The sequence below is a fragment of the Shimia abyssi genome, assembly GCF_003014475.1.
GTDB lineage: Bacteria > Pseudomonadota > Alphaproteobacteria > Rhodobacterales > Rhodobacteraceae > Shimia > Shimia abyssi.
In genome coordinates, this window is record NZ_PYGJ01000024.1 from 17,683 (window position 1) to 38,727 (window position 21,045).

Genomic DNA, 21,045 nt, shown 5'->3' on the forward strand with positions numbered 1-21,045 from the left:
ACATGTCCAAAACTCTTCCCACGGATGTACAGGTCGCCATTGTCGGTGGCGGCATAGTTGGCTGCGCAACGGCTTACCACCTGGCCAAAGCCGGGTGGTCGGTTGCGCTGTTTGAGCGCAAGAAACTTACATCGGGTACCACGTGGCACGCCGCCGGGCTGGTCAGTGAAACCCAAAGCGTGCCGGTTATGACGGCGCTTGCCAAATATGGTCTCGATCTGATGGAGAGCCTAGAGGGTGAGACTGGGCAAAACACTGGTTTCAAGCGCAACGGGTCGCTGACCGTCGCCCTGAATGACGCGCGCATGGAAGAGTTGCGGCGCAAAGTCGACTATGCCCATGGCTGCGGCGTGCGCGCCGAAGAAATTTCGACACAAGAGGCACAAGAGCGCTGGCCATTGCTCTCGACCGAAGGGGCAAAGGGCGCGTTCTGGTTCCCTGGTGACGGTTACACAAACCCGATCGACACCACGATGGCGCTGGCCAAAGGCGCGCGGATGAACGGTGCGCAGATCTTTGAGGATACCAAAGTCGAGCGCGTGGTGATCGAAGGTGGTCGCGCGGTTGGAGTGGAAACAGAAGCGGGCCTCGTGCGCGCCGAGCATGTGGTGAATGCCACGGGCATGTGGGCGCGCGAATTCGGTCTGGGCCACGGGGTTCAGGTGCCGCTGCATTACACCAACCACTATTATGTGGTGACCGATCCCATCGAAGGCGTTACGGGCGATTTGCCAGTGCTGCGTGTGATGGATGAATACGCCTACTACAAGGAAGACGCTGGCAAGCTTTTGATAGGGTGTTCCGAACCCAATGCAACGCCTTGGATGCCCAAAGACGGATTGCCAGAGCATTTCGAGTTTGACGAGCTGCCGTGTGATGAGGAACACCTATATCCGATCCTTGAAGCAGCAATGGAACGTGTTCCAGCGCTGGCCGAGAGCGGCATTCGTAAGTTCTTTAATGGTCCAGAGTGTTTTACGTCAGACTCCAAACACTATCTGGGGCCGATCACTGATGTGACTGGCCTCTGGGTGGCTGCAGGGTTCAACTCAACAGGTATCCAGAACGGACCCGGCGCGGGCAAGGCTCTGGCGGAGTGGATAATGAACGGTCAGATGACCATGGACCTGACCGATGTCGACAGTCGCCGGATCGTACCAGCGCTGAATTCGCGCAGCTATACGGCGACCAAGGCGGCGGAAACGCTAAGCCATGCCTATGCGATGCATTGGCCCTATTTGCGCAAGCCAGACGCCCGCGGGTTGCGCCGGACGCCGTATTACAGCCACCTGCGCGACGCGGGCGCTCAATTCGGCAGTGCCAACGGCTGGGAACGGCCATTGTATTTCGGTCGCGACATGACCGACGGGTTTAGGCGCGAGCCCTGGTTTGATGACTGGAAAGCAGAGCACGAGGCGCTGCGAACCGATCTGGGTATGATCGACCTGACTTTTGGCCGCTTCCTTGTTGATGGGCAGGACGCCGAGGCGCAATTGCAGCGGGTATGCGGGGGCAATATGGCCGTTGCTGCGGGCGAATTGGTCTATACGCATATGTTCAATGATCATGGTGGCATCGAGGCAGACGTCACTGTCGCGCGTCTTTCGCCCACGCGTTTCATGGTCATGGCCTCTGCCGGTGCAGAGCCTCAGACCCATCGCTGGTTGCAAACACAACTTGCAGGTTCAGGTGTGTCGGTTGTCAATGTAACCTCCGGCGAGGCGACGCTTGCCCTTATGGGCCCGCGTTCACGCGAGTTTCTGGAAACGCTCACCGACGCAGATCTGTCCAATGAAGCATTCCCTTTTGGCAGTTTCCAAGACCTGCATGTCGGTCATGCGCCAGTTCGGGCACAGCGAATTACGTATGTTGGCGAACTGGGCTGGGAACTGCACATACCGGCAGAATTTGCGCAGCAAGTCTATGAAACAATTGTATCTACGCCAAATGCGCCACGCCACTGCGGTGGCATGTCCGTTGACTCTTGCCGCATCGAAAAGGGTTTTCGCCATTGGGGTCACGATATCGGGCCGCATGATAGCCCAGTAGAGAGCGGATTGACCTTTGCTTGTGACTTTTCGACAGAATTCACCGGCAAAGAGGTAATTCAGCGCCGAAAGTCCGAAGGCGCTGCAAGTCGTCTCTTGTCGTTCCGCCTTGATGATCCCAATGCGCTCGTGTTTGGCAAAGAGCCGATACTGTGTGATGGCAAGATCGTCGGTCGACTAACCTCGGCGAGTTTTGGTTGGACGGTTGGTGGTGCTATCGGCATGGGGTATGTTGAACGCCCGCAAGGCATGAGTATCAAGGACATGGTTGGCCGCAGCTACCACATCATGGTCGCAGGGCAGCGGATCAATGCTATCGCTAGCCAGCGTCCGTTGTATGATCCAACCAACAGCAGGTTAGAGCGAGGCTAACACCATGTCCCACGCGAATGTCTTGTGGATTGTTGCAGATCATCAGGCATTCGCGAACCGCGGGGTGGATCCATCCTTGTTTCCGCTGCAATCGCGCTTGCAAAAGCTGGGAACGTCGTTCTCGCGGGCCTACACCGTACTTCCGATCTGTTCGCCTTCGCGGGCGACTATGTTGACGGGGCAATATCCCCACACACATGGCGTGACAGAAAACGACGGCCGGTTTGGAGGGCGTGCAGAGTTGGATCAATCCGACCATTTGATCCAGCACGACTTTGCCGACGCAGGCTATCGCTGTGGCTGGTTCGGCAAGTGGCATCTGAGCCAAACGCAATCGGCGCAGGATTTTGGATTCGAGGGGTTTTCCCTGCCCGGCTATGGATATCCATATGGCACGCCCGAGTACCGCGCCTATCTTGCACAGTTTCATGATGGCTCTCTTTGGGCTGAGGTTGAAAGCCCCGGAGAATCTCGGCGTGCCACAGGCGAAAAGATTGACCTCACTGCCGAGGACGCATGGTTCGACTACGAGGCTGGCACAGCTTTGCTGCATGGACCGGAGGAAGTTCACGAAGCCTTCTTTTTGGCAGATGCTTCGATCAAGTGGCTTGAAAAGGTGCGGGAAACGGACGCAACGCAGCCGTTTTTCTTACGGATCGATACGTGGGGGCCGCATCCGCCGTATACAATGCCGACAGGGTTCTCGTCCCCTTTGCATAATGTGCAACCGTCGGAAAATCTGAACAGCGACCTCTCTCAGCGACCAGAGCATCACCGAGACTATAGAGACCGATGGAAAAGTGACTTGCGACCCGAGTCACTCGACTGGGATCTGCTATCCCGTCGCGCACTTGAACATTGCATATTGGTCGAACGCGCGTTGGAGCGGTTAGTAGATCATCTGGAAGCCACGGGTGAACTTGAGAACACTGTGATTGTGTTCTGTTCTGATCACGGCGACGCTGTGGCCTCCAACGGAGGGGTGATGAACAAAGGCAGCCTGATGGTCGAGGAAACGATGCGTATTCCCTTATTGTTTTCAGGACCCAAAGTGCGAGTTGGGTGGGAATGCAATCATTTGGTCGGCAACGTGGATATTGCGCCAACATTGCATGAATTATGTGGCATTCCGGCTGGTCTCCAAATGCAAGGTAATTCGGTGGCGAAGTGTTTGACTGATCCAGACGCTCCGCCAGCACGCGAGCGTCTGATGACCCAGCACTACGGGCTGCACGTGCCCATCCTTCAGCGGGCGCTTTATCGGGATCGTTGGAAATATGTTATCCAATCAAACGGCTTTGATGAGCTATACGATCTTGAAAATGACCCAAGCGAACTCTTGAACCTCGCCAACCACAGTACAGCTACTGAACAAAAGCGGTTAATGCGTTCAGAACTAGCGCGCGAAATGCAGGTACTTGGCGACGATGATCCGCGATTGGCGACGATGAAAAGCGTGCTTGAGACGGGCCTCAGGTAATGTGAAATCCAGAATCGGTTTGACCACACCACTCTGCCAACAGGTTCGCAACCACGCGAATCGGATCATCCTCTTGCATGTCTTCAGTGCGCAGTACTGCGCACCAAGGTATTGTGATCCCGTCCTCTGTCACCTGCGCGCCCACAATGCGCCCTTCTGCTATCGCGGTTCGCAGAGCCCAGTTCGACAGAACGCTAGTGCCAAGGTCGGAAGCTACCAGTTCAACAATGGCTTCAGGTAATTCCACTGTTGCCGCCCACGTCGGGTAACTGTCAGTTGGTCGAAACAGGCGGGCAAATTCTCTGTCAGGTCGGGGGACCTTGGTATAGGTAATAAACGGCTCTCCGACGATGTCGCTGCCTTCGACATATCGCCGATCCGCCAACCTATGAGTGGGTGCCATGATGTAGAGCAGGGGGTCTTCGAACAAAGGAAGAGATGCAAGTCCAGGTTGAGTTATGTCGCCAGACATGACCGCAATGTCGATCTGACGATTCTGCACACCTGTAAGGGGATCACTGCGCGCGCTAGCCATGATTTGAAGGTCAATGGCCTCAGTACGTGACTTTAAGAATTTGATGAACGCTGGCAACCACCGGTAGTTGCTGTAGGCTTCAACCGAGAGCCGCACAACATGCTGAATTCCGGCGTTCATGCGTCGCACGTCTTCTTCGGCGCGGCTCAGATCTGACAGAACACGCTCAGCTACCACTGCCAAATACTCTGCCGCGGGCGTCACCCGAAGCCGCTTGTGCATGCGCGTAAAAAGCGGCACATCCAGACGCCTTTCAGCCTCACGCAGCCGATGGGATAAAGCCGAGGGTGTAACCCCCAGTTTTTCAGCGGCGTCTGTAATTCGCCCGGTTTCGATGATGGCTTGGATCAATTGCAAGTGCCGGAGATCAAGGAGTGGTCGCATATTTGGTTGCCTGAACAAAATTCAACAAAGAGAGAAAACTTCGAGATTGGATTTCAGTCAAGTGAAGTGTGAAATCAGAACAACGAATTCCCTTGGAGCCAGACATGAACGCCGACGCCAAACGCTCGATCGCACAGGACAAAGCACACCACGTGCATCCGCAATCCAACTTGCGCCAACATGCCGAAAATGGGCCTGTCATGATTACCCATGGAAAAGGGGTTTACATCTATGACAGCGAAGGTCGCGAAATCATCGACGGTTTTTCCGGTCTAGGATGTGTAAGTCTTGGGTATCATAACGAGCGGCTCGCGAATGCCGCGATGCGCCAGATGAATACACTGCCTTTCGCGCCAACTTTTTACAATCGGTCCCACCCGAAGGTGGCCGAGCTTGGTGAACGTTTGACGGCGCTTGCACCTAACGGCATGACGCGGGCGATGTTCCAGTGTTCAGGCTCAGAGGCCAACGACACGGCGATCAAACTATTGTGGTACACGAACACCGCGAAGGGTGAGCCGGAGCGGCGCAAGATCATTGGTCGTGTTCGTGGCTACCACGGCAACACCATCGCAACTGTGTCGTTGTCCGGGCAACCACACATGCACGCAAAATTCGGTCTGCCGCTGCCTGAGTTCAAGCACACTGAACTGCCGAACTACTACCGTTTTCACATCGATGGTGAAACCGAAGAAGAGTTTTCGGTCCGGATGGCATCCAAGTTCGAAGAGCTCATACTTGCCGAAGGACCAGAAACTATTGCGGCGTTCTTTGCTGAACCTGCGATTTCGGGTGGCGGCGCACTCATGCCGCCAGACGGTTACTGGGAGCACATGCAAGCGGTCTTACGCAAGTACGACATCAAGCTGCTGTCAGATGAGGTTGTTTGTGGATTTGGGCGGACCGGCAATTTGTGGGGCTCCGATACATGGGGAATGAAGCCCGACATGGTGACTTGTGCTAAAGCACTATCGGCGGCGTTTTTTCCGATCTCAGGGCTGATGTTCAAGGATGACATGTATGCCGATATGATGAAAAACTCGGATGAGGTCGGTGTGTTTGGCCATGGCTATACCTATGCTGGCCACCCTGTTGGGGCCGCGGTCGCTCTTGAGGCACTGGACATCTATGACGAGATGGACCTTGTCGGTCATGTGCGCAAAGTGAGTGAAAAGTTCTTGTCCAAGTGTCATGCGCTGGCGGATCACCCATTGGTGGCCGAAGTGCGCGGTGTTGGATTGTTCTGTGGCTTCGAGCTAATGAAAGATGCCAAGACACGCGAGCCATTCGACCCCGCCCTGAAAGTGGGAGAGATGGTTCAGAACTTCGCACATGACCGTGGCCTATACCTGCGCGCGATTGGCGATAGGATCAGCTTTATGCCGCCATTGATCATCAATGAGGATGAAATCGAAGTTGCGACAGAGCGTTTCAAAGGCGCGTTGGACGATGCTTCGGCAGTTGTTCGAGCGAAGATTTAAAATGTTTCGTTTGGGTTAGCGCCCATTCGGATCTTGTGCCGCCCCCGATCTCCCGACGGGGCGGCGCACCCTATTTCAGAACACCGGTCTCGCTGAGGAGAACACGAATGACAAAACTTCTAGAACCGAAACTGCCCGAGGCCGGGCTTGCCGGAAGCTACATCAATGGTGCATGGCACTGGCCTGAAAGTGGCGCCAGGCTGACAATTGAAAACCCGTCCCGCCGCGCTCCAATCTGCGAGGTCGGTCGCGGCACGTCAACCGAGGTGAATATGGCGGTTGATGCCGCACGTGCCGCGCTTCCCGCGTGGCGCTCCTTGCCTGCGAGCGAGCGGGGCAAGCTTTTGGCGGAACTCGGGCGTCGGCTTGAGGAGAATGCAGAGGAAGTTGCACGGGTGCTTGCAGCCGAGAGCGGCAACGCGATCAAAACACAGTCACGTGGCGAGGCGTTGGGCGCCGCTGGCGTTTTGAAGTACTACGGCGGTGTTGCGGTCGAACAAAAGGGTGAAACGCTCCCACTTGGCCCAGGATTGTTGAGTTTTTCCACACGCGAACCTCACGGCGTTGTCGGGTCAATTATTCCATGGAACTCTCCGCTTCAGCTCGGCGCGGTTAAGATTTCGATGGCGTTGGCCACGGGGAATTGCCTCGTACTGAAGCCAGCAGAAGACGCGCCTCTGGCCATTTTGAAGCTCGCTGAATTGGCCGATGGCCTGTTTCCCGCAGGTGTCTTCAATGTGGTCACTGGTGTTGGTGAAGAAGCAGGTGCTGCACTGGTTGCACACCCGGGTGTCGACAAAGTGTCGTTCACTGGTTCGTCCGAAGTGGGCAAGCTGATTGGTAAGGTCACCTCTGATCGCATTGCAAATCTGACGCTGGAGCTTGGCGGTAAGTCCCCAACGATCGTTTTCCCGGATGCCATTTCTGACGGACGTCTGGACACTACGGCTCAACAGGTCGCAAATGCCATGCGCTTTATGCGCCAAGGGCAAAGCTGCACTGCGGGATCACGGCTGTTTGTGCATCGTGACATTTGGGACGAGCTAATGCCTAAGGTGGCCGAGAAATCGGCAGCTTTGAATGTCGGCGATGCGCTTGATCCAGATGTGGATATGGGTGCGGTAGTCAACGCGGAACGCTATGGCGAAATCCGCGCATTTGTGGCCGAAGCTGAAGCCGAGGGCGCCACGTTTCTGATCGGGGAAACCCCGGATGAAGATCCCACCGGATTTTGCCCAAACCCAACCATCCTCACGGGTGTCGACAACACATGGCGTATTTCTCGCGAAGAGGTTTTCGGCCCGGTTATGGTCGCTATTCCGTTTGAGTCCGAAGACGAGGTCATCGAAATGGCCAATGACACACATTACGGTCTCGCGGCTTTCCTGTTCACCCACGACGTAAGCCGCATCACCCGTATGACACGCGCAATTGATGCCGGCTGGATCCAAGTGAACCAAGGCGGCGGTCAGATTCCCGGTATGTCCTATGGTGGTACAAAACAGTCCGGCATGGGCAGCGAATACTCGATCGAAGGCGCGCTGGAGGCCTATACATACCGCAAATGTGTCACGATCAACATCGAGGCGGGTGAATGAGCGAAGATCAGTTTGGAAACCCGATTGATCCGAGCGTTGGCTACGCGCGTGGCGCTTTGCTGGCGGGATCTGCAGACGAAGTGCGCAGACTGGCACAAGGCGGGCGCGTGGCAGCGGATTTTGTTGCACGAGAAGGGATTGATAAGATTGCGGTTTGCACTGGCAACCTGCGATTCTACCCGGTCGACGCTTCGGATTTGCCTGAGTTGTGCGAAGAATGGGTTGGACCAGGTCTTTATGGCGAGGAACTGCGTCAGGCGGCAATTGCCCACATGGGTGGCGATGGCGACGAGGCGGCAGCAGTCGTAAACCGAACAAGTGCTGGTATTGTCGCCGCCGTGCTTGCTCATTCAGCCAACCGACCGGTTCTCTCGTTGGTGCCTGCGGGTGACCGCAGCCACGCGTCGGTGGCACGTGGTGCAAAGCTGGCAGGCGTTCCCGTGATCGAGGCATACGACCTGCCCGAAATGAAACGGCTGCTTGCGGCGCATGTTCCCTCGCTGGTGGTTATTACAACAGTCACCTCTGAACTGGCGATGCTGGATGACGCGCTCACCGCCGCTGCCGTTCGCACGGCCAAGCGCGCCGGGTGCGTTGTCTTTTTGGATGAGGCGTATGGTGCAAGGTTCCGGCCTGTGTTGCATGGTGGGGCACCATCATTGTCCTTTGGCGCTGATCTGGTGATTACTAACGCTGACAAGGCTGGCTTGTCTGGACCGCGCGCCGGTGTTCTGTGTGGTGATCCTGCGGCCTTGGTGCCAGTTCAGGCAAAGGCGAGCGAATTGGGCATGGAGGCGCGTGCGCCAATCGCTGTTGGCGCAATGCGGTCGCTGCAAGGATTTGCTCCTAAACTGCTCACCCAGGAAGCACAGGATGGTCAAGATCTGGCTGCCGCGCTCGAAGAAGCCTTAGGGAATAGCCGCATAAAACGGTCTGCGCTTGGTCCAAAGATTGACGAACAAGACGCGATGCAAATCGTTTTGGAGATGGCCAAGGTTTCAGAGACTGCGCGCGTTCCAGCCGAAGTTACTGCGGCTGTCGGAATGCTGATATTGCGCGACAAGGGCATCGTTACCGTAAATACCCACGGCCAGCCCGGTGGCAGGGTATCAATTCGTCTCAAGCCAACGTCGGGTGCGGTCGCCCGCGCTGGTGGCGCCACCGCTGTGGCGTGCTGCCTTGTTGCGGCGTTTGACGAAGTTGCGAACCATCTGGATGATGATCACTGGTTTTCAGCCACGCTGTTTGGAGAACGATGAATGGTGGATACAAAACTCATCAGACGGCTCGACAATCGACTGGATCAACTGGTGAACATCGACATTGGGGAACGCGGCGTCGAAAATCTGTTTGAGGCTGCACGCGCTTTGCAAGGTGAATCCTTGGTCGGTGCAGCGGCAGATGCGCTTATGTCTGTGCCTGAGGGCGGAACGGTGGTGATGACCACGGGTTCCGTCTCGCGGGCATGGATCACGGCGGACCTGGGGGAAAACGATGGCCCATCTGGTGCTGCTGCGATTGCGCGGGCTCTGGTTCTAGCGCGAAACGTAACGTGCGTGATGTTGTGCGAAGAGACGCTGTTGCCAGCAATCCGTAACACGTGCCAGGCTGGCGGCTTGTTTCCTGTGACGTTGGAACAGGCGGCGATTGCGCGGTCCGACAAAAGCCTAGCGACAATTGTCATGCTGCCCTATGCGACCGAAGACGAAGCGGGCGCCGCGCAGGCAGACGCGATGTTGGATGATTTGCAGCCTGACCTGCTCTTTTCGACAGAGCGTGTTGGGCGAAATGAACACGGCGTTTATCACTCGATGCGCGGGATTGACTATGGCATGGGACGTGCTCGTGTCGATTTCCTGTTCGACAAGGCGTTGGAACGTGGCATCCCGGTAGTCGCGGTTGGTGATGGTGGAAACGAAATCGGCATGGGCAAAGTGGCAGATCATGTAAAGGCGCACGTGCCTTATGGCGATGTTTGCCAATGCGGCTGTGGCGGAGGGATCGGCGCCGTCACGTCTTGCGATTTTCTTGTTACAGCGGCTTGCTCAAATTGGGGCTGTACCGCAATCGCTGCGGCAATGGTCGCCCGGGCAGGCGACGTGCGTTTGCTTCACACTCCAGACCGAGAGGCGCTATTGCTTGATACAATGGTTGCCAACGGTCTGATCAATTCGACCCACGGAATCGTCGATGACAGTGTCGATGGCTTTCCCAGAAACAGTCATATTGCTATGGCAGAGCTCTGCCGCACCATCGTGAGCCGCGCGCTCTGATATCTACAGGAAAATAGAATGATCCAAGACAACCCCACCCTCATCTCCGCGATCCGCGAACGCTTCGCCCATGTTGACGCTTGCCCATTCCAAGGAGAGCGCATTTTCTTTGAAAACGCAGGTGGTGCGCTGACGCTGAAACAGGTTGCCGAAACGTCTTCGTTTTATGCTGCCATCCCCGACAATCCGGGCCGTATCAACCCGGCCGGTCAGGGTACACAAGACGTGATTAACAAGGCCAAGTCTGACTTGGCGGTCTTCATGAATGCGACGTCTGGTCAGTTCTTTGCAGGTGAAAGTGGTACGGAACTACTGTTCCGCCTGATCCGAACCGCGTGCGTTGCGGTTGAAAAAGGCACCAAAGTCATTGGGTCGTCGATTGAACACCCGGCCACTCGCAGCGCAGCACGGCGCTGGGCAGAGATTGCAGGGCTGGAGTATGTGAATGTCCAACATAATGACGCCGCAGGCCTTGTCACGGCTGAAGATTATGCTGCGCTTATGACACCAGATGTGTCCGTGGCGACAATTTTGCATGCGTCGCCCGTGACGGGAATGGGCATGGATGTGGCCGCAATTTCCAAGGCTATCCGTGCTGTTTCACCGGATTGCCTGATCATTGTCGACGGTATCCAGCACGCGGCCCACGGTCAGCTAGATCTCGAGGCCTACAATGTCGACGGCTATGCGGTTTCTCCGTACAAAGTTTTCTCACGTCACGGCTATGGTCTTGCCTGGATCTCCGACAAGCTGAGTGCGATGCCGCATGATATGCTGATCAACGCCCCAGCGACTGGATGGGAATTTGGTACGCGCGACACTGGCTCATATGCGACCATGTCTGATGTCATCTCATATTTTGACTGGCTTGGCGGCGAAGTGGCGGCTGATGAAACAGACCGCCGCGCCCGGATCGAGGCAGCTGGCCGAGCCATCCACGCATATGAGACGAGGCTGACTCAAACGGCGATCAATGGCACAGGTAATTTGCCCGGTTTGCGCGACATGGAGCGTGTTCAGATCATCGCCGGTGAGGACAACCCTGCACGCGAGGGACTAGTGTCGATTGCAGTTGACGGGATTGCGTCTGAGAAAGTTGTGGAATTGCTCAATCAACAGGGCATTCGCACACATACACGCAAAGCAGATCACTACAGCGGTAACGTTCTTGATCCTCTGGGGCTGCCCGATTGCATTCGGATTTCTTTTTGCCACTACAACACAGAGGCAGAGGTTGCTGAAATGCTTGGTGTGCTCAAAAAGTTGGTCGAAGAAGCTGCCTAATTTCACTCTCTGTGGACGGCAACTCGTTTGCCGTCCACAGAAACACCTCCGGAACGCAGGCACCTATCCACGTCAACGTTCCTTGGATAGCAAGCGCCTCTTTTCCGCCATTGCTTCACGCTGTTGTTGTTCTATCCCCGTGCGGAACGATTTTTCGACAAACGAAATGTGATCAAGCGCTGCGTTTTCGGCTCGTGTCGGATCCCCTTCAATTACCGCGTTGCCGAGTTCCAAGTGCTGATCCAGCAATTTGCGTCCCGTACCATCAATGGTTTTGAGAAAATCTCGATTGTAAAAGACCCCTTGCCGCGTAAGTTCAAAAATTGACGCCATCATGTGGATGAGGGTAGCATTCTGGCTGGCGTCAACGATGGCGGTATGCAATTGGAAATCGGCTTCTCTGGAAGCACCTGGATCGTTTTCCTTCCAAGCGCGTTCATTCTCGACAAGGATCTCGGCAATTCGAGCCTTGTCTGATTTTGTTGCCCGTTCCGCGGCCAAGCGCGCGGCAAACCCTTCTTGTTCTCGACGGTATTCCAGATAATCAAAAAAGGCTGGCTCGTGGCGTCCATAGAGGGACAGCAATGCAGGAAGCATGGCCTGACCTGTCAGTGGCGCTACGAAAGTCCCTTCTCCGTGTCGGGTTTTGACAAGGCCGCGCTCTTCCAGGGCCTGCAAAGCTTCGCGAAGCTTCGGTCGGGATACTCCAAGGCTTTCCGCAAGGTCCCGCTCCGATGGTAGCTTACGGCCCTGCTTCAGGATTCCCGCAGCAATAAGCTCCTCGATTTGAGCAACTACGGCGTCGGCCAATGATTCGTGGCCGACGGGTTCGAAAAGTGACGCGGGCGTCAGTGAACTGGTTTTCGGCATAGAGAAGCCTCCGCTGTGTGGTAAATAAATATAACCTCCAATTCGCAAAGCGCAACCCTGAGATTTCGCGCTGTTCCATGCAAATTAACCGTTAAAACTGAATACCTTAACATCTTTCTTTTGTCGTAATTGGGCGGTTGACTAATTTCACAATCGGGACTTGGTCTTGCGAGTATTGCGCAATCAGATCGGACAAGTGGTAAATTAAGTTGTTGACTGAATAAGCTGGTCAATATTATTTACCATCGCCAAGGTGCCGGGTCGTCCGCACCAATTCAAGGAACGGGTGTTCCGAATTACTTTGGAGGAGATCTCATGAAAAAGACCCTGACGAGCCTTGCCGTTGCAGCCAGCCTGATCGCTGCACCAGCTTTGGCCGCTGACAAACTATTGCTGAAAACACCAATTGCCTTCTCGACCGCGTTGCCGGGTCTGGGTTCGCCAATCCCACGCGTTGCAGAGCAGGTCGAATTGATGTCGGGCGGTACGCTCAGAATGAAAATCTATGAGCCGGGAAAACTTGTCGCCCCGTTCGAAATCCTTGATGCGGTGTCGACTGGCAAGATCAATTCCGGATACACGACTGCCGGCTATTGGGCAGGCAAGATCCCAGCAGCGCCGCTGTTCTCGGCTGTCCCATTTGGGCCTGAGGCCGGCGAATACATGGCATGGCTCTATTACGGCAACGGTATGACGCTGTACCAAGAGATGTATGACCAGGCAGGTTACAACGTCAAAGTCATTCCTTGCGCCGTCATCGCGCCGGAAACGTCGGGCTGGTTCGCCAAAGAGATCAACTCTCCCGAGGATCTGAACGGCCTGAAAATGCGCTTCTTTGGTCTTGGTGGGAAAGTCATGCAAAAGCTCGGAGTTGCTACTTCGTTGCTGCCAGGTGGTGAAATCTTCCCAGCCTTGGAAAAGGGCGCGATTGACGCGACCGAATTCTCGATGCCCGCTATTGATGCGCGCTTGGGTTTCCACAAGCTGGTCAAGTTTAATTACTTTCCGGGCTGGCACCAGCAAGCGACCGTCTTTGAATTGATGGTCAACAAAGATGTCTGGAACGAGGCCTCTGATCAGCACAAGGCGATCATTGAAAACGCGTGCAAAGCTTCGATGGCGGATTCCTTTGCCGAAGGCGAAGCGATCCAGCACGCCGCATTGATCGACAACGTCGAAAACAACGGCGTCATGATCAAAGACTGGTCACCAGAAATGCTCGACACGTTCCGCACCACTTGGGAATCGGTTGCCGCAGAAGAAGCCGCCAATGACGCGTTCTTTGCCAAGGTTCTTGGCGACATGAACGAATTCCGTGAAGGCTACGAGCTTTGGAAGAGCCACGCGTTCCTCCCACGCAAATAAGCGCTCTCCCTTCGGGGCGGCATATTTCGCCGCCCCGTATATCCCATGATTTTCGTTATTGAACTGACTGACCGCCCCTGAGGCCGCTGTTGTCTGTGGCCCGGGCATTTGAGGAGGAATTCTGATGGCCGACAATAAGCTGAACGACCCGGTCGAGGTGTATGAAGGGTTGCTAGAGCACCCAGACGCAGATCGCCAAAAACTCGCCGTTGTCATCGACAGTGGCGTCAAGGCTGTGGGCCATGTGGTGATGTGGGCCAATATCTTGCTGGTCGCTGCGATCTTTAGCCAAGTCGCCCTACGCTATCTGTTTAGTCAGAATTACCCAAAGCTAGACGAGATTCAGTGGCACTTTTACGGCATTGTTACCATGATCGGCATTTCCTATGCCTTGGTCACCGACAGCCACGTGCGCGTAGACGTTTTGCACATGCAGCTTTCCCGGCGGACCCAGCGCATTATTGAGGTTTGCGGGATCCTGACATTGCTGGTGCCCTTCATCTACTTGATGATCGACCAAGGGTACGATTACTTTTACGAGAGCCTTCGAGTGAACGAACGCTCCGACAGCCCCACTGGATTGCCCGGTCGCTGGGCTTTTAAATCCGTCATCCCGATCAGCTTTGTTCTTTTGGCTTTGGCCGCATTGGCCCGGTTGATACACGATCTCCACGCGCTGTTCACTGGCCCGGATTCCGAGCGCACAGGCGCGGGATTGCGGCGTGTATTTCTCGTGCTTGCTGTCTTTGCGGCAATCTGCTTTGGCCTGACATTCCTGGTTGAAACGACCGAGGAAAAGCTGGTCGTCGCCATGTTCCTGACTTTCATTGCCCTACTGTTTACTGGCTATCCAGTGGCATGGGTTTTGGCTGGTGTTGGCGTCGCTTACTGCGGGTTGGCTTACCTTTTTGACAACGATCTGATGCTGTGGACAGGATTAGAAAGCACCTTTACTGGACTCGACTATCTAACGCTGGGCGCGGTTGTGAACCGGGTTTACGCAACAATGTCGAACGCAGTTCTCGTTGCGCTGCCGATGTTCATTTTCATGGGCCTTATGCTGGATGAAAGCGGAGTAGCAGAGCGTCTTATGACCTCCATGCAACGCCTGTTCGGCACCGTACGTGGTGGACTTGCGATCACTGTGACACTCATCGGCATTATTCTGGCCGCTTCGACGGGTATCATCGGTGCCTCTGTGGTTCTGCTGGGTGTTCTGTCGCTGCCCTCTATGATGCAGCAGAAATACTCACCAAGCCTTGCGGCGGGTGTTGTTTCGGCAAGCGGCACACTTGGCATTCTGATCCCTCCGTCAATTATGCTCGTGATCATGGCGGATCAGATGGCGCTTTCGGTCGGTGATCTTTTTATGGCCGCCGTGTTTCCGGGCGTGATTATTGGTGGTCTTTACCTGACCTACATTTTCATTATCGCTTTGGTTAAGCGCGATGCCGCCCCGGTGCCCGAAGGGGCCAAACGTCCCGACTGGGCCGCCGTTAAGGATGTGCTGATTGCGGTCATTCCAACGCTCGCTCTGATCCTTGCTGTGCTTGGCTCAATCTTTGCGGGCTTAACCACGCCGACCGAAGCCTCGGGTATTGGCGCGCTGGGTGCTACGGTGCTGGCGCTTGGGTATCGCAAACTGACAATTGCAAAATTGGTCAACGTGCTTAAGGCCACGTTCAACACCACCGCTTACATCTTTGCCATCTTCCTTGGCGCGACCGTCTTCTCTTATGTACTGCGTGAACTGGGCGGTGACGAGCTGATCGAACATGTTGTTCTGTCAACTGGTCTTGGGGCAAATGGAACGGTAATTTTCATCCTGTTCATTGTCTTCCTGTTGGGCTTTGTTCTGGACTGGATCGAGATTACGTTAATCGTGCTGCCGCTGATGCGCCCAATCATCAACAGCCTTGGTATTGATATTCCGGGCTTTGGTGTGGTCGACGAACCCGCGCTGATCTGGTTCGTGATCCTTGTCGCCGTGACTTTGCAAACCAGCTTCCTCACCCCACCCGTTGGCTTTGCCTTGTTCTACCTCAAAGGTGTCTGCCCCCCCGAAATCAGCTTGATGCACATTTATCGCGGCATCATCCCCTTCGTGCTCTTGCAGCTTACGGGACTTGCGCTGGTCTTCCTGTGGCCGACACTGGCGACATGGCTTCCCTCGGTCGCATACTAAGGAGGGACATCAATATGGCACTGCGTCACTGTCACAACTTCCATGACTTCCGGCTTCTGGCCAAACGTCGCCTGCCGGGCCCCATCTTCAACTACATTGATGGTGGGGCCGACGACGAAGTCACGTATCGCAAGAATTCGGCGGCTTTTGATAAGTGTGATCTTTTGCCGTCGGTTCTGACGGGTGTGTCCGACGTGGACATGTCCGTGACGGTGATGGGGCAAAGGTTGGATATGCCGATTTATTGCTCTCCCACTGCGTTGCAACGTTTGTTTCACCACCAAGGGGAACGCGCCGTCGCAGCCGCAGCAGAGAAATATGGTACGCTGTTTGGCGTATCGTCCCTTGGCACCGTGTCGCTAGAGGAATTGCGCAAAAAGCATAAATCCCCCCAAGTCTACCAGTTTTACTTTCACAAAGATCGCGGGTTGAACGCCGCAATGATGCAGCGCGCCAAAGAGGCCGGTGTCGAAGTGATGATGCTGACAGTTGACAGCATCACAGGTGGTAATCGCGAGCGTGATCTGCGCACTGGGTTTTCGATCCCATTTCGTCTGACTTTGGGCGGCATGATCCAGTTCGCGATCAAGCCGATGTGGGGTATCAACTATGTGACCCACGAAAAATTTCACCTGCCGCAACTGGAAGATCATGTCGACATGGGCGGCGGTGCAAGCTCGATTGGCGGCTATTTTTCCGAGATGCTCGACCCGTCGATGAACTGGGATGATGTGGCCCAGATGGTGCGAGACTGGGATGGTCAATTTTGTCTCAAAGGGATTATGACCGCCGAAGATGCAAAACGTGCGGCCGAAATCGGCTGCACTGGCATTGTGCTGTCAAACCATGGCGGTCGTCAGCTGGATGGGTCACGAACCCCCTTTGATCAGCTGGCCGAGATCATGGACGCGGTTGGCGACCGTATTGATGTTATGATGGATAGCGGAATACAGCGTGGAACTCATGTGCTTAAGGCATTGTCGCTTGGGGCCAAAGCCGTCGGGATCGGGCGGGGCTACCTCTATGCGTTGGCCGCCGCTGGTCAGCCCGGAGTAGAGCGGGCGCTGGGGCTCATGAAGGCAGAGATCGAGCGCGATATGAAATTGATGGGCGCGACTAGCATCGACCAGCTGTCTCGTGAAAATCTGCGCAGTACACCGATCGGTGCCGCAATGAACAGCCAGAGGGCCGCAACATGACGAATGGTGAACTGTTAGAAAAATTCCGTACAATTGTCGGTAATCGCCACGTTCTGACAGGAATGCGTGCCACGGAACGGTTTCGGCGGGGCTTTCGCTCTGGCGAAGGCGAAGCGCTGTGTGTGCTGCGCCCAGGTACACTTTTGGAACAGTGGAAGGTGTTACAGGCGTGTGTTGCGGCCGACAAAATTGTCATCATGCAGGCTGCAAACACGGGTTTGACCGAAGGGTCAACACCCAGCGGATCATACGACCGCGATGTTGTTCTGATCAATACGCGCCGCATGGACAAGCTGGCCCTCTTGCAAGACGGAAAACAAGTGATCAGCTTTCCAGGGGCGACCTTGTTTGCGCTGGAAAAGCTGTTGGCGCCATTGGGGCGAGAACCGCATTCCGTCATCGGATCCTCCTGTATCGGTGCATCAATCATCGGTGGTGTCTGTAATAACTCCGGTGGTTCTTTGGTCGAGCGTGGCCCTGCCTATACCGAACTTTCGCTTTACGCTCAGATTACCGACGAAGGGCGGCTGGAGCTGGTGAACCATTTGGGAATGGATCTGGGGAATACTCCAGAGGACATTCTGACAACGCTGGAAAACGGCTCTTTTGACCCACATCCAACACCGACAAACAAGCGCGCCTCTGCTAGTGACTATGTTCAGATCGTGCGCGATGTGAATGCCCAAACACCCGCACGTTTCAACGCGGATAAATCCAAACTGTTTGAATCTGCCGGGTCTGCGGGAAAGCTTGCAGTCTTTGCTGTCCGGCTTGACACGTTCAAGAAAAACGAGGCCGAAAAGATATTCTATATCGGCGCAAACGATCCCGGCGATTTTGCCGATTTACGTCGCGAAATCCTCGAAAACTTCGGCTCCCTGCCGGTGTCCGCTGAATACGTCCATCGTGATGTGTTCAACATTACCGAGACATACGGCAAGGACACGGTTGTCATGATCGACAAACTGGGCACTGCCAGGTTGCCAACATTCTTCGCAATGAAAGGCGCTGTCGACGCGCGGTTGCGCAAAATCCCCCTGATGAGCAATTTCACCGATCGTCTTATGCAAGTCGTGTCGCGCCTGTGGCCGCGTGTGCTGCCGCTGCGGATGACGTCTTATCGCGATCAATACGAGCACCATTTGATCCTGAAAATGAAGAACGAAGGCATTAAGGAAGCCGCGGATTCGCTGCCCACGTTCTTTTCTGATCGTGATGGTGATTTCTTTGAGTGCAGCGCGCGCGAGGCCAAAATCGCCGGCCTGCATAGGTTTGCGGCGGCTGGTGCCGCAGTGCGTTACATGGCGATCCATGGCTCCGAAGTTGAAGACATCATCGCCTTGGACGTGGCCTTGCGGCGCAATGATAATGACTGGTTGGAAAAGCTGCCCAAAGAGATTGACGACCAAATTGTGCACAAACTCTACTATGGGCACTTTATGTGTCACGTCATGCATCAGGACTATGTGGTCAAAAAAGGTGCCGATCCCAAGGCGCTGAAGGCGGCCATGTTAAAGCTCTTCGACGAAAGAGGTGCGGAATACCCCGCAGAACACAACGTCGGGCATCTTTACAAGGCAAAGCCAGATCTAGCCGCGCATTACAAATGCTGTGATCCGACCAACTCTTTTAATCCGGGCATTGGAAAGATGTCCAAGGCTCGGAGCTATGCAGAAGACGACGCGCATTCCCCGGCTGTTCTGTCTGGCCTCACTGACGGCTAGCCGGCGATGGGCCGGTGCCAAGGACAAAATCGGGTGTCGTGGACTGTTCCAGAACAAATAGGGCGTTTGGAATGTCATTTGCCAGTGCCCGATCACGGGATTCATTTAATGTAAATCCATGTTTCAGCCATCTGTCGATTAACCGCGTTTCCAGCTCCTGCTGGGAAACATCAAGGAGAACCGTCAAATTGAAAGCTTCCCTCAGTTGGTTCCACGGCGATGTTTTTAGAAGTAGGTAGTTCCCTTCAACCAACACGACGGATGTGTCACTCGTGATGAGGCCAGTATCTGGCACAGTAGCGTCAAGGGTTCTGTCAAATGTGGGAAATCGCAATGCCCCACCCTGTCTGGCAAGTTGGATAAGGTCGACAAATCCAACCGCGTCAAACGTTTCGGGGGCACCCTTTCGATGAAGTAGCTTCATTTCTCGGAGCTGTTCGTTATCAAAATGAAAGCCATCCATCGGAAGAACAGCGGATTTCACGTTAAGCTCGGCGGCCAATTCTTTCGCAAGCGTCGTCTTGCCAGAGCCGGGCGGCCCGGCAATGGCAACAATGGTCCGTTTTCTGACATGCGCTAGCCGATTAATTTCGCGGATCAGGTCCTGTTTCGAAATCGCGTCCATTTGCTCTCTCCTAGAAACGCATTCACTTAAAGCTACCGACGCAAGCAAGCTTAGTTAGCAACTACAAGCCATCAAATTCGCAAAACTGACTTCTGATAATACTGTTCGATGTGTGTGCAATTACACGTCGCACACACAGAAAAATGGATTACTCAGCGAGGTACGCGTCGATGGCCGCAATAATTCCGTCGTTCCAGATTTTTCGTAACCAGTGATCAAACCGTTCCGAAAACTCTGAATTAGAACCGATGTCACCGTAGTACTGGCTTTGGGAAATCCATGCCTCAGGACGTGTTTTCGCTTCAATCGCGATTCTTCGCAGATCGTCCCAAAAAGGATCATTTGCTTCAATGACGCTTCCATCTTCACGGGTACCTTCGCACATACGCGCCCAGCAAGCTTCTACAAGCGCGAGACCCGACATTGATGCTCCGCCTTCTCGTAAAGCAGATTGGATGCTGGGTACGATAAAGCCCGGATGGCGGGAAGAGCCATCAAATGCAACGCGACGTGTTGTGTCTATGATCTCGGGATTTGAAAATCGGCGTTCCACAAGATCGACATAGGCCTGTGCAGGCATCCCCGGCGCTGGAAGGACAAGCGGTGCGATTTCATCGCGGGCCACTTTGGAAAAGAACGCTCCAATCTGAGGGTGGGCCATGCAGTCCGCGATTGTTGGGACGGACAGCACTTCGCCCACGTTTGCGATTATCTGATGCCCTCCGTTTAGAACGCGGATTTTCATGGCCTCAAATCTGTGAACTTGCTCAGAAAAGATGGCACCGGCCTTGTCCCAGCTTGGACGACCAGCGCAAAAATCATCCTCAATAACCCATTGGCGAAAATTTTCATGAGTTACAGGTACGGCATCCGCGATCCCGAAATCCTGGACCAAGGCCAATTCATTTGGGCCTGTCGCGGGCACAATGCAATCAACCATTGAATTGGGAAAACTACACTCGGATTCGATCCAGTCGGCCAATCCGGGGTCTGACATTCGAGCAAGCGAAACAACGGTCTGCTTCAGGATGTTACCATTGCCCTGCAAATTGTCACAGCTCATTCCAGTAAATGGCCGTTCGCTGTTTTGGCGACGCTTCTTGAGTGCTGCAATCATCGCACCAAATGCCGTGCGGGGTGCGTTTGGGTTCTGCGCGTCATGCACGATGTCCGGATGAGAAGCGTCAAATCCTTTGGTTGCCGGGTCAATATAATACCCGCCTTCAGTTACAGTCAGGGCAACAATGCGAATGTCCGGCTTGGCCATTCTGTCGATTAGCGCCCAATTCGCGTCTTCGACCGGTACAAAATCGATCATTGCTCCAACGACTTCGGCTGACCGACCCTGCGGGTCGAGTTCAATCAACGTTGTTAAGTAGTCCTGAGCCGCGAGTTTCTGACGCTGTGTCTCATCGAATGCACGAACACCGGCACCAACGATCGCCCAATCATGGTCCAACCCCTGTTCAAACAATCGATGAAGGTACCAAGCCTGATGCGCACGGTGAAAATTTCCAACTCCGATATGCACTATCCCCGCCGACAACGCCTCGCGATCATAGCTAGGGCGAGATGTTTTGGCGGGTAGCGCAGAAAGAGTTTTGTTCGAAAGCTTGATCATT

15 protein-coding genes are annotated in these 21,045 nt (G+C 54.7%); 11 read left to right on the forward strand and 4 right to left on the reverse strand.

From position 1 onward, the window contains the following. The first annotated feature begins 2 nt into the window (after positions 1–2). Both CLV88_RS21485 and CLV88_RS21490 read left to right on the forward strand, forming a co-directional pair. Positions 3–2,420 (forward strand): GcvT family protein, encoded by a 2,418-nt coding sequence (locus CLV88_RS21485; RefSeq protein ID WP_106610465.1) that lies wholly within the window; start codon positions 3–5, stop codon positions 2,418–2,420. Between the two features lie 4 nt (positions 2,421–2,424). Then, a complete protein-coding gene (locus tag CLV88_RS21490) occupies positions 2,425–3,900 on the forward strand; it encodes a sulfatase-like hydrolase/transferase (RefSeq protein WP_106610466.1) in 1,476 nt (491 codons plus the stop codon). On the opposite strand, the gene CLV88_RS21495 is transcribed toward CLV88_RS21490, so the two are convergent. Beyond that, complete coding sequence (locus CLV88_RS21495) at positions 3,893–4,819, reverse strand: LysR family transcriptional regulator (RefSeq protein ID WP_106610467.1); 927 nt, start codon at positions 4,817–4,819, stop codon at positions 3,893–3,895. The genes CLV88_RS21490 and CLV88_RS21495 overlap by 8 nt on opposite strands. A 104-nt stretch (positions 4,820–4,923) precedes the next feature. Between CLV88_RS21495 and CLV88_RS21500 the strand changes: the two genes are divergently transcribed. The 5 genes from CLV88_RS21500 to CLV88_RS21520 all read left to right on the forward strand — a co-directional run bounded on the left by CLV88_RS21500 (position 4,924) and on the right by CLV88_RS21520 (position 11,455). After that, positions 4,924–6,300, forward strand: coding sequence for an aminotransferase (locus tag CLV88_RS21500; RefSeq protein WP_106610468.1), 1,377 nt, complete (start codon positions 4,924–4,926; stop codon positions 6,298–6,300). Between the two features lie 107 nt (positions 6,301–6,407). Further along, complete coding sequence (locus tag CLV88_RS21505; protein ID WP_106610469.1) at positions 6,408–7,898, forward strand: aldehyde dehydrogenase family protein; 1,491 nt, start codon at positions 6,408–6,410, stop codon at positions 7,896–7,898. Continuing rightward, positions 7,895–9,157: an aminotransferase class I/II-fold pyridoxal phosphate-dependent enzyme gene (locus CLV88_RS21510; protein WP_106610470.1), complete on the forward strand. Its 1,263-nt coding sequence runs from the start codon at positions 7,895–7,897 to the stop codon at positions 9,155–9,157. Before CLV88_RS21505 ends, CLV88_RS21510 begins: the two co-directional genes overlap by 4 nt. Next, positions 9,158–10,171, forward strand: coding sequence for a glutamate cyclase domain-containing protein (locus tag CLV88_RS21515; RefSeq protein WP_106610471.1), 1,014 nt, complete (start codon positions 9,158–9,160; stop codon positions 10,169–10,171). It begins immediately after the preceding gene. An 18-nt stretch (positions 10,172–10,189) separates the two neighbouring features. Next, positions 10,190–11,455 (forward strand): aminotransferase class V-fold PLP-dependent enzyme, encoded by a 1,266-nt coding sequence (locus CLV88_RS21520; protein WP_106610472.1) that lies wholly within the window; start codon positions 10,190–10,192, stop codon positions 11,453–11,455. Positions 11,456–11,527: 72 nt separating this feature from the next. Here CLV88_RS21520 and CLV88_RS21525 read toward each other — a convergent pair whose 3' ends face one another. Further along, the gene (locus CLV88_RS21525; protein WP_106610473.1) at positions 11,528–12,325 is read right to left on the reverse strand and encodes a FadR/GntR family transcriptional regulator; all 798 of its coding nucleotides are present in this window, start codon (positions 12,323–12,325) and stop codon (positions 11,528–11,530) included. 315 nt (positions 12,326–12,640) lie between these two features. Here CLV88_RS21525 and CLV88_RS21530 point away from each other — a divergent pair, with 315 nt between their 5' ends. The 4 genes from CLV88_RS21530 (at position 12,641) to dld (ending at position 18,798) form a co-directional block, all read left to right on the forward strand. Beyond that, positions 12,641–13,690, forward strand: a complete 1,050-nt coding sequence (locus CLV88_RS21530; protein WP_106610474.1) for a TRAP transporter substrate-binding protein — start codon at positions 12,641–12,643, stop codon at positions 13,688–13,690. A 124-nt stretch (positions 13,691–13,814) separates the two neighbouring features. Then, positions 13,815–15,875, forward strand: a complete 2,061-nt coding sequence (locus CLV88_RS21535; protein ID WP_106610475.1) for a TRAP transporter large permease subunit — start codon at positions 13,815–13,817, stop codon at positions 15,873–15,875. Between the two features lie 14 nt (positions 15,876–15,889). Beyond that, positions 15,890–17,074, forward strand: coding sequence for an alpha-hydroxy acid oxidase (locus tag CLV88_RS21540; RefSeq protein ID WP_106610476.1), 1,185 nt, complete (start codon positions 15,890–15,892; stop codon positions 17,072–17,074). Beyond that, a complete protein-coding gene (gene dld / locus CLV88_RS21545; RefSeq protein WP_106610477.1) occupies positions 17,071–18,798 on the forward strand; it encodes a D-lactate dehydrogenase in 1,728 nt (575 codons plus the stop codon). The genes CLV88_RS21540 and dld overlap by 4 nt, the downstream gene beginning before the upstream one ends. On the opposite strand, the gene CLV88_RS21550 is transcribed toward dld, so the two are convergent. Beyond that, a complete protein-coding gene (locus CLV88_RS21550) occupies positions 18,785–19,423 on the reverse strand; it encodes an AAA family ATPase (protein WP_106610478.1) in 639 nt (212 codons plus the stop codon). The two genes, dld and CLV88_RS21550, sit on opposite strands and share 14 nt — an antisense overlap. Before the next feature lie 148 nt (positions 19,424–19,571). Beyond that, the gene (locus tag CLV88_RS21555; RefSeq protein WP_106610479.1) at positions 19,572–21,044 is read right to left on the reverse strand and encodes a mannitol dehydrogenase family protein; all 1,473 of its coding nucleotides are present in this window, start codon (positions 21,042–21,044) and stop codon (positions 19,572–19,574) included. Between the last annotated feature and the right edge of the window lies 1 nt (position 21,045).

Coding starts and splice junctions, on each gene's coding strand:
- CLV88_RS21530 (WP_106610474.1), top strand. CDS start 12,641: ATGAAAAAGACCCTGACGAGCCTTGCCGTTGCAGCCAGCCTGATCGCT.
- CLV88_RS21485 (WP_106610465.1), top strand. CDS start 3: ATGTCCAAAACTCTTCCCACGGATGTACAGGTCGCCATTGTCGGTGGC.
- dld (WP_106610477.1), top strand. CDS start 17,071: ATGACGAATGGTGAACTGTTAGAAAAATTCCGTACAATTGTCGGTAAT.
- CLV88_RS21495 (WP_106610467.1), bottom strand. CDS start 4,819: ATGCGACCACTCCTTGATCTCCGGCACTTGCAATTGATCCAAGCCATC.
- CLV88_RS21535 (WP_106610475.1), top strand. CDS start 13,815: ATGGCCGACAATAAGCTGAACGACCCGGTCGAGGTGTATGAAGGGTTG.
- CLV88_RS21505 (WP_106610469.1), top strand. CDS start 6,408: ATGACAAAACTTCTAGAACCGAAACTGCCCGAGGCCGGGCTTGCCGGA.
- CLV88_RS21555 (WP_106610479.1), bottom strand. CDS start 21,044: ATGATCAAGCTTTCGAACAAAACTCTTTCTGCGCTACCCGCCAAAACA.
- CLV88_RS21550 (WP_106610478.1), bottom strand. CDS start 19,423: ATGGACGCGATTTCGAAACAGGACCTGATCCGCGAAATTAATCGGCTA.
- CLV88_RS21490 (WP_106610466.1), top strand. CDS start 2,425: ATGTCCCACGCGAATGTCTTGTGGATTGTTGCAGATCATCAGGCATTC.
- CLV88_RS21540 (WP_106610476.1), top strand. CDS start 15,890: ATGGCACTGCGTCACTGTCACAACTTCCATGACTTCCGGCTTCTGGCC.
- CLV88_RS21500 (WP_106610468.1), top strand. CDS start 4,924: ATGAACGCCGACGCCAAACGCTCGATCGCACAGGACAAAGCACACCAC.
- CLV88_RS21525 (WP_106610473.1), bottom strand. CDS start 12,325: ATGCCGAAAACCAGTTCACTGACGCCCGCGTCACTTTTCGAACCCGTC.
- CLV88_RS21510 (WP_106610470.1), top strand. CDS start 7,895: ATGAGCGAAGATCAGTTTGGAAACCCGATTGATCCGAGCGTTGGCTAC.
- CLV88_RS21515 (WP_106610471.1), top strand. CDS start 9,158: ATGGTGGATACAAAACTCATCAGACGGCTCGACAATCGACTGGATCAA.
- CLV88_RS21520 (WP_106610472.1), top strand. CDS start 10,190: ATGATCCAAGACAACCCCACCCTCATCTCCGCGATCCGCGAACGCTTC.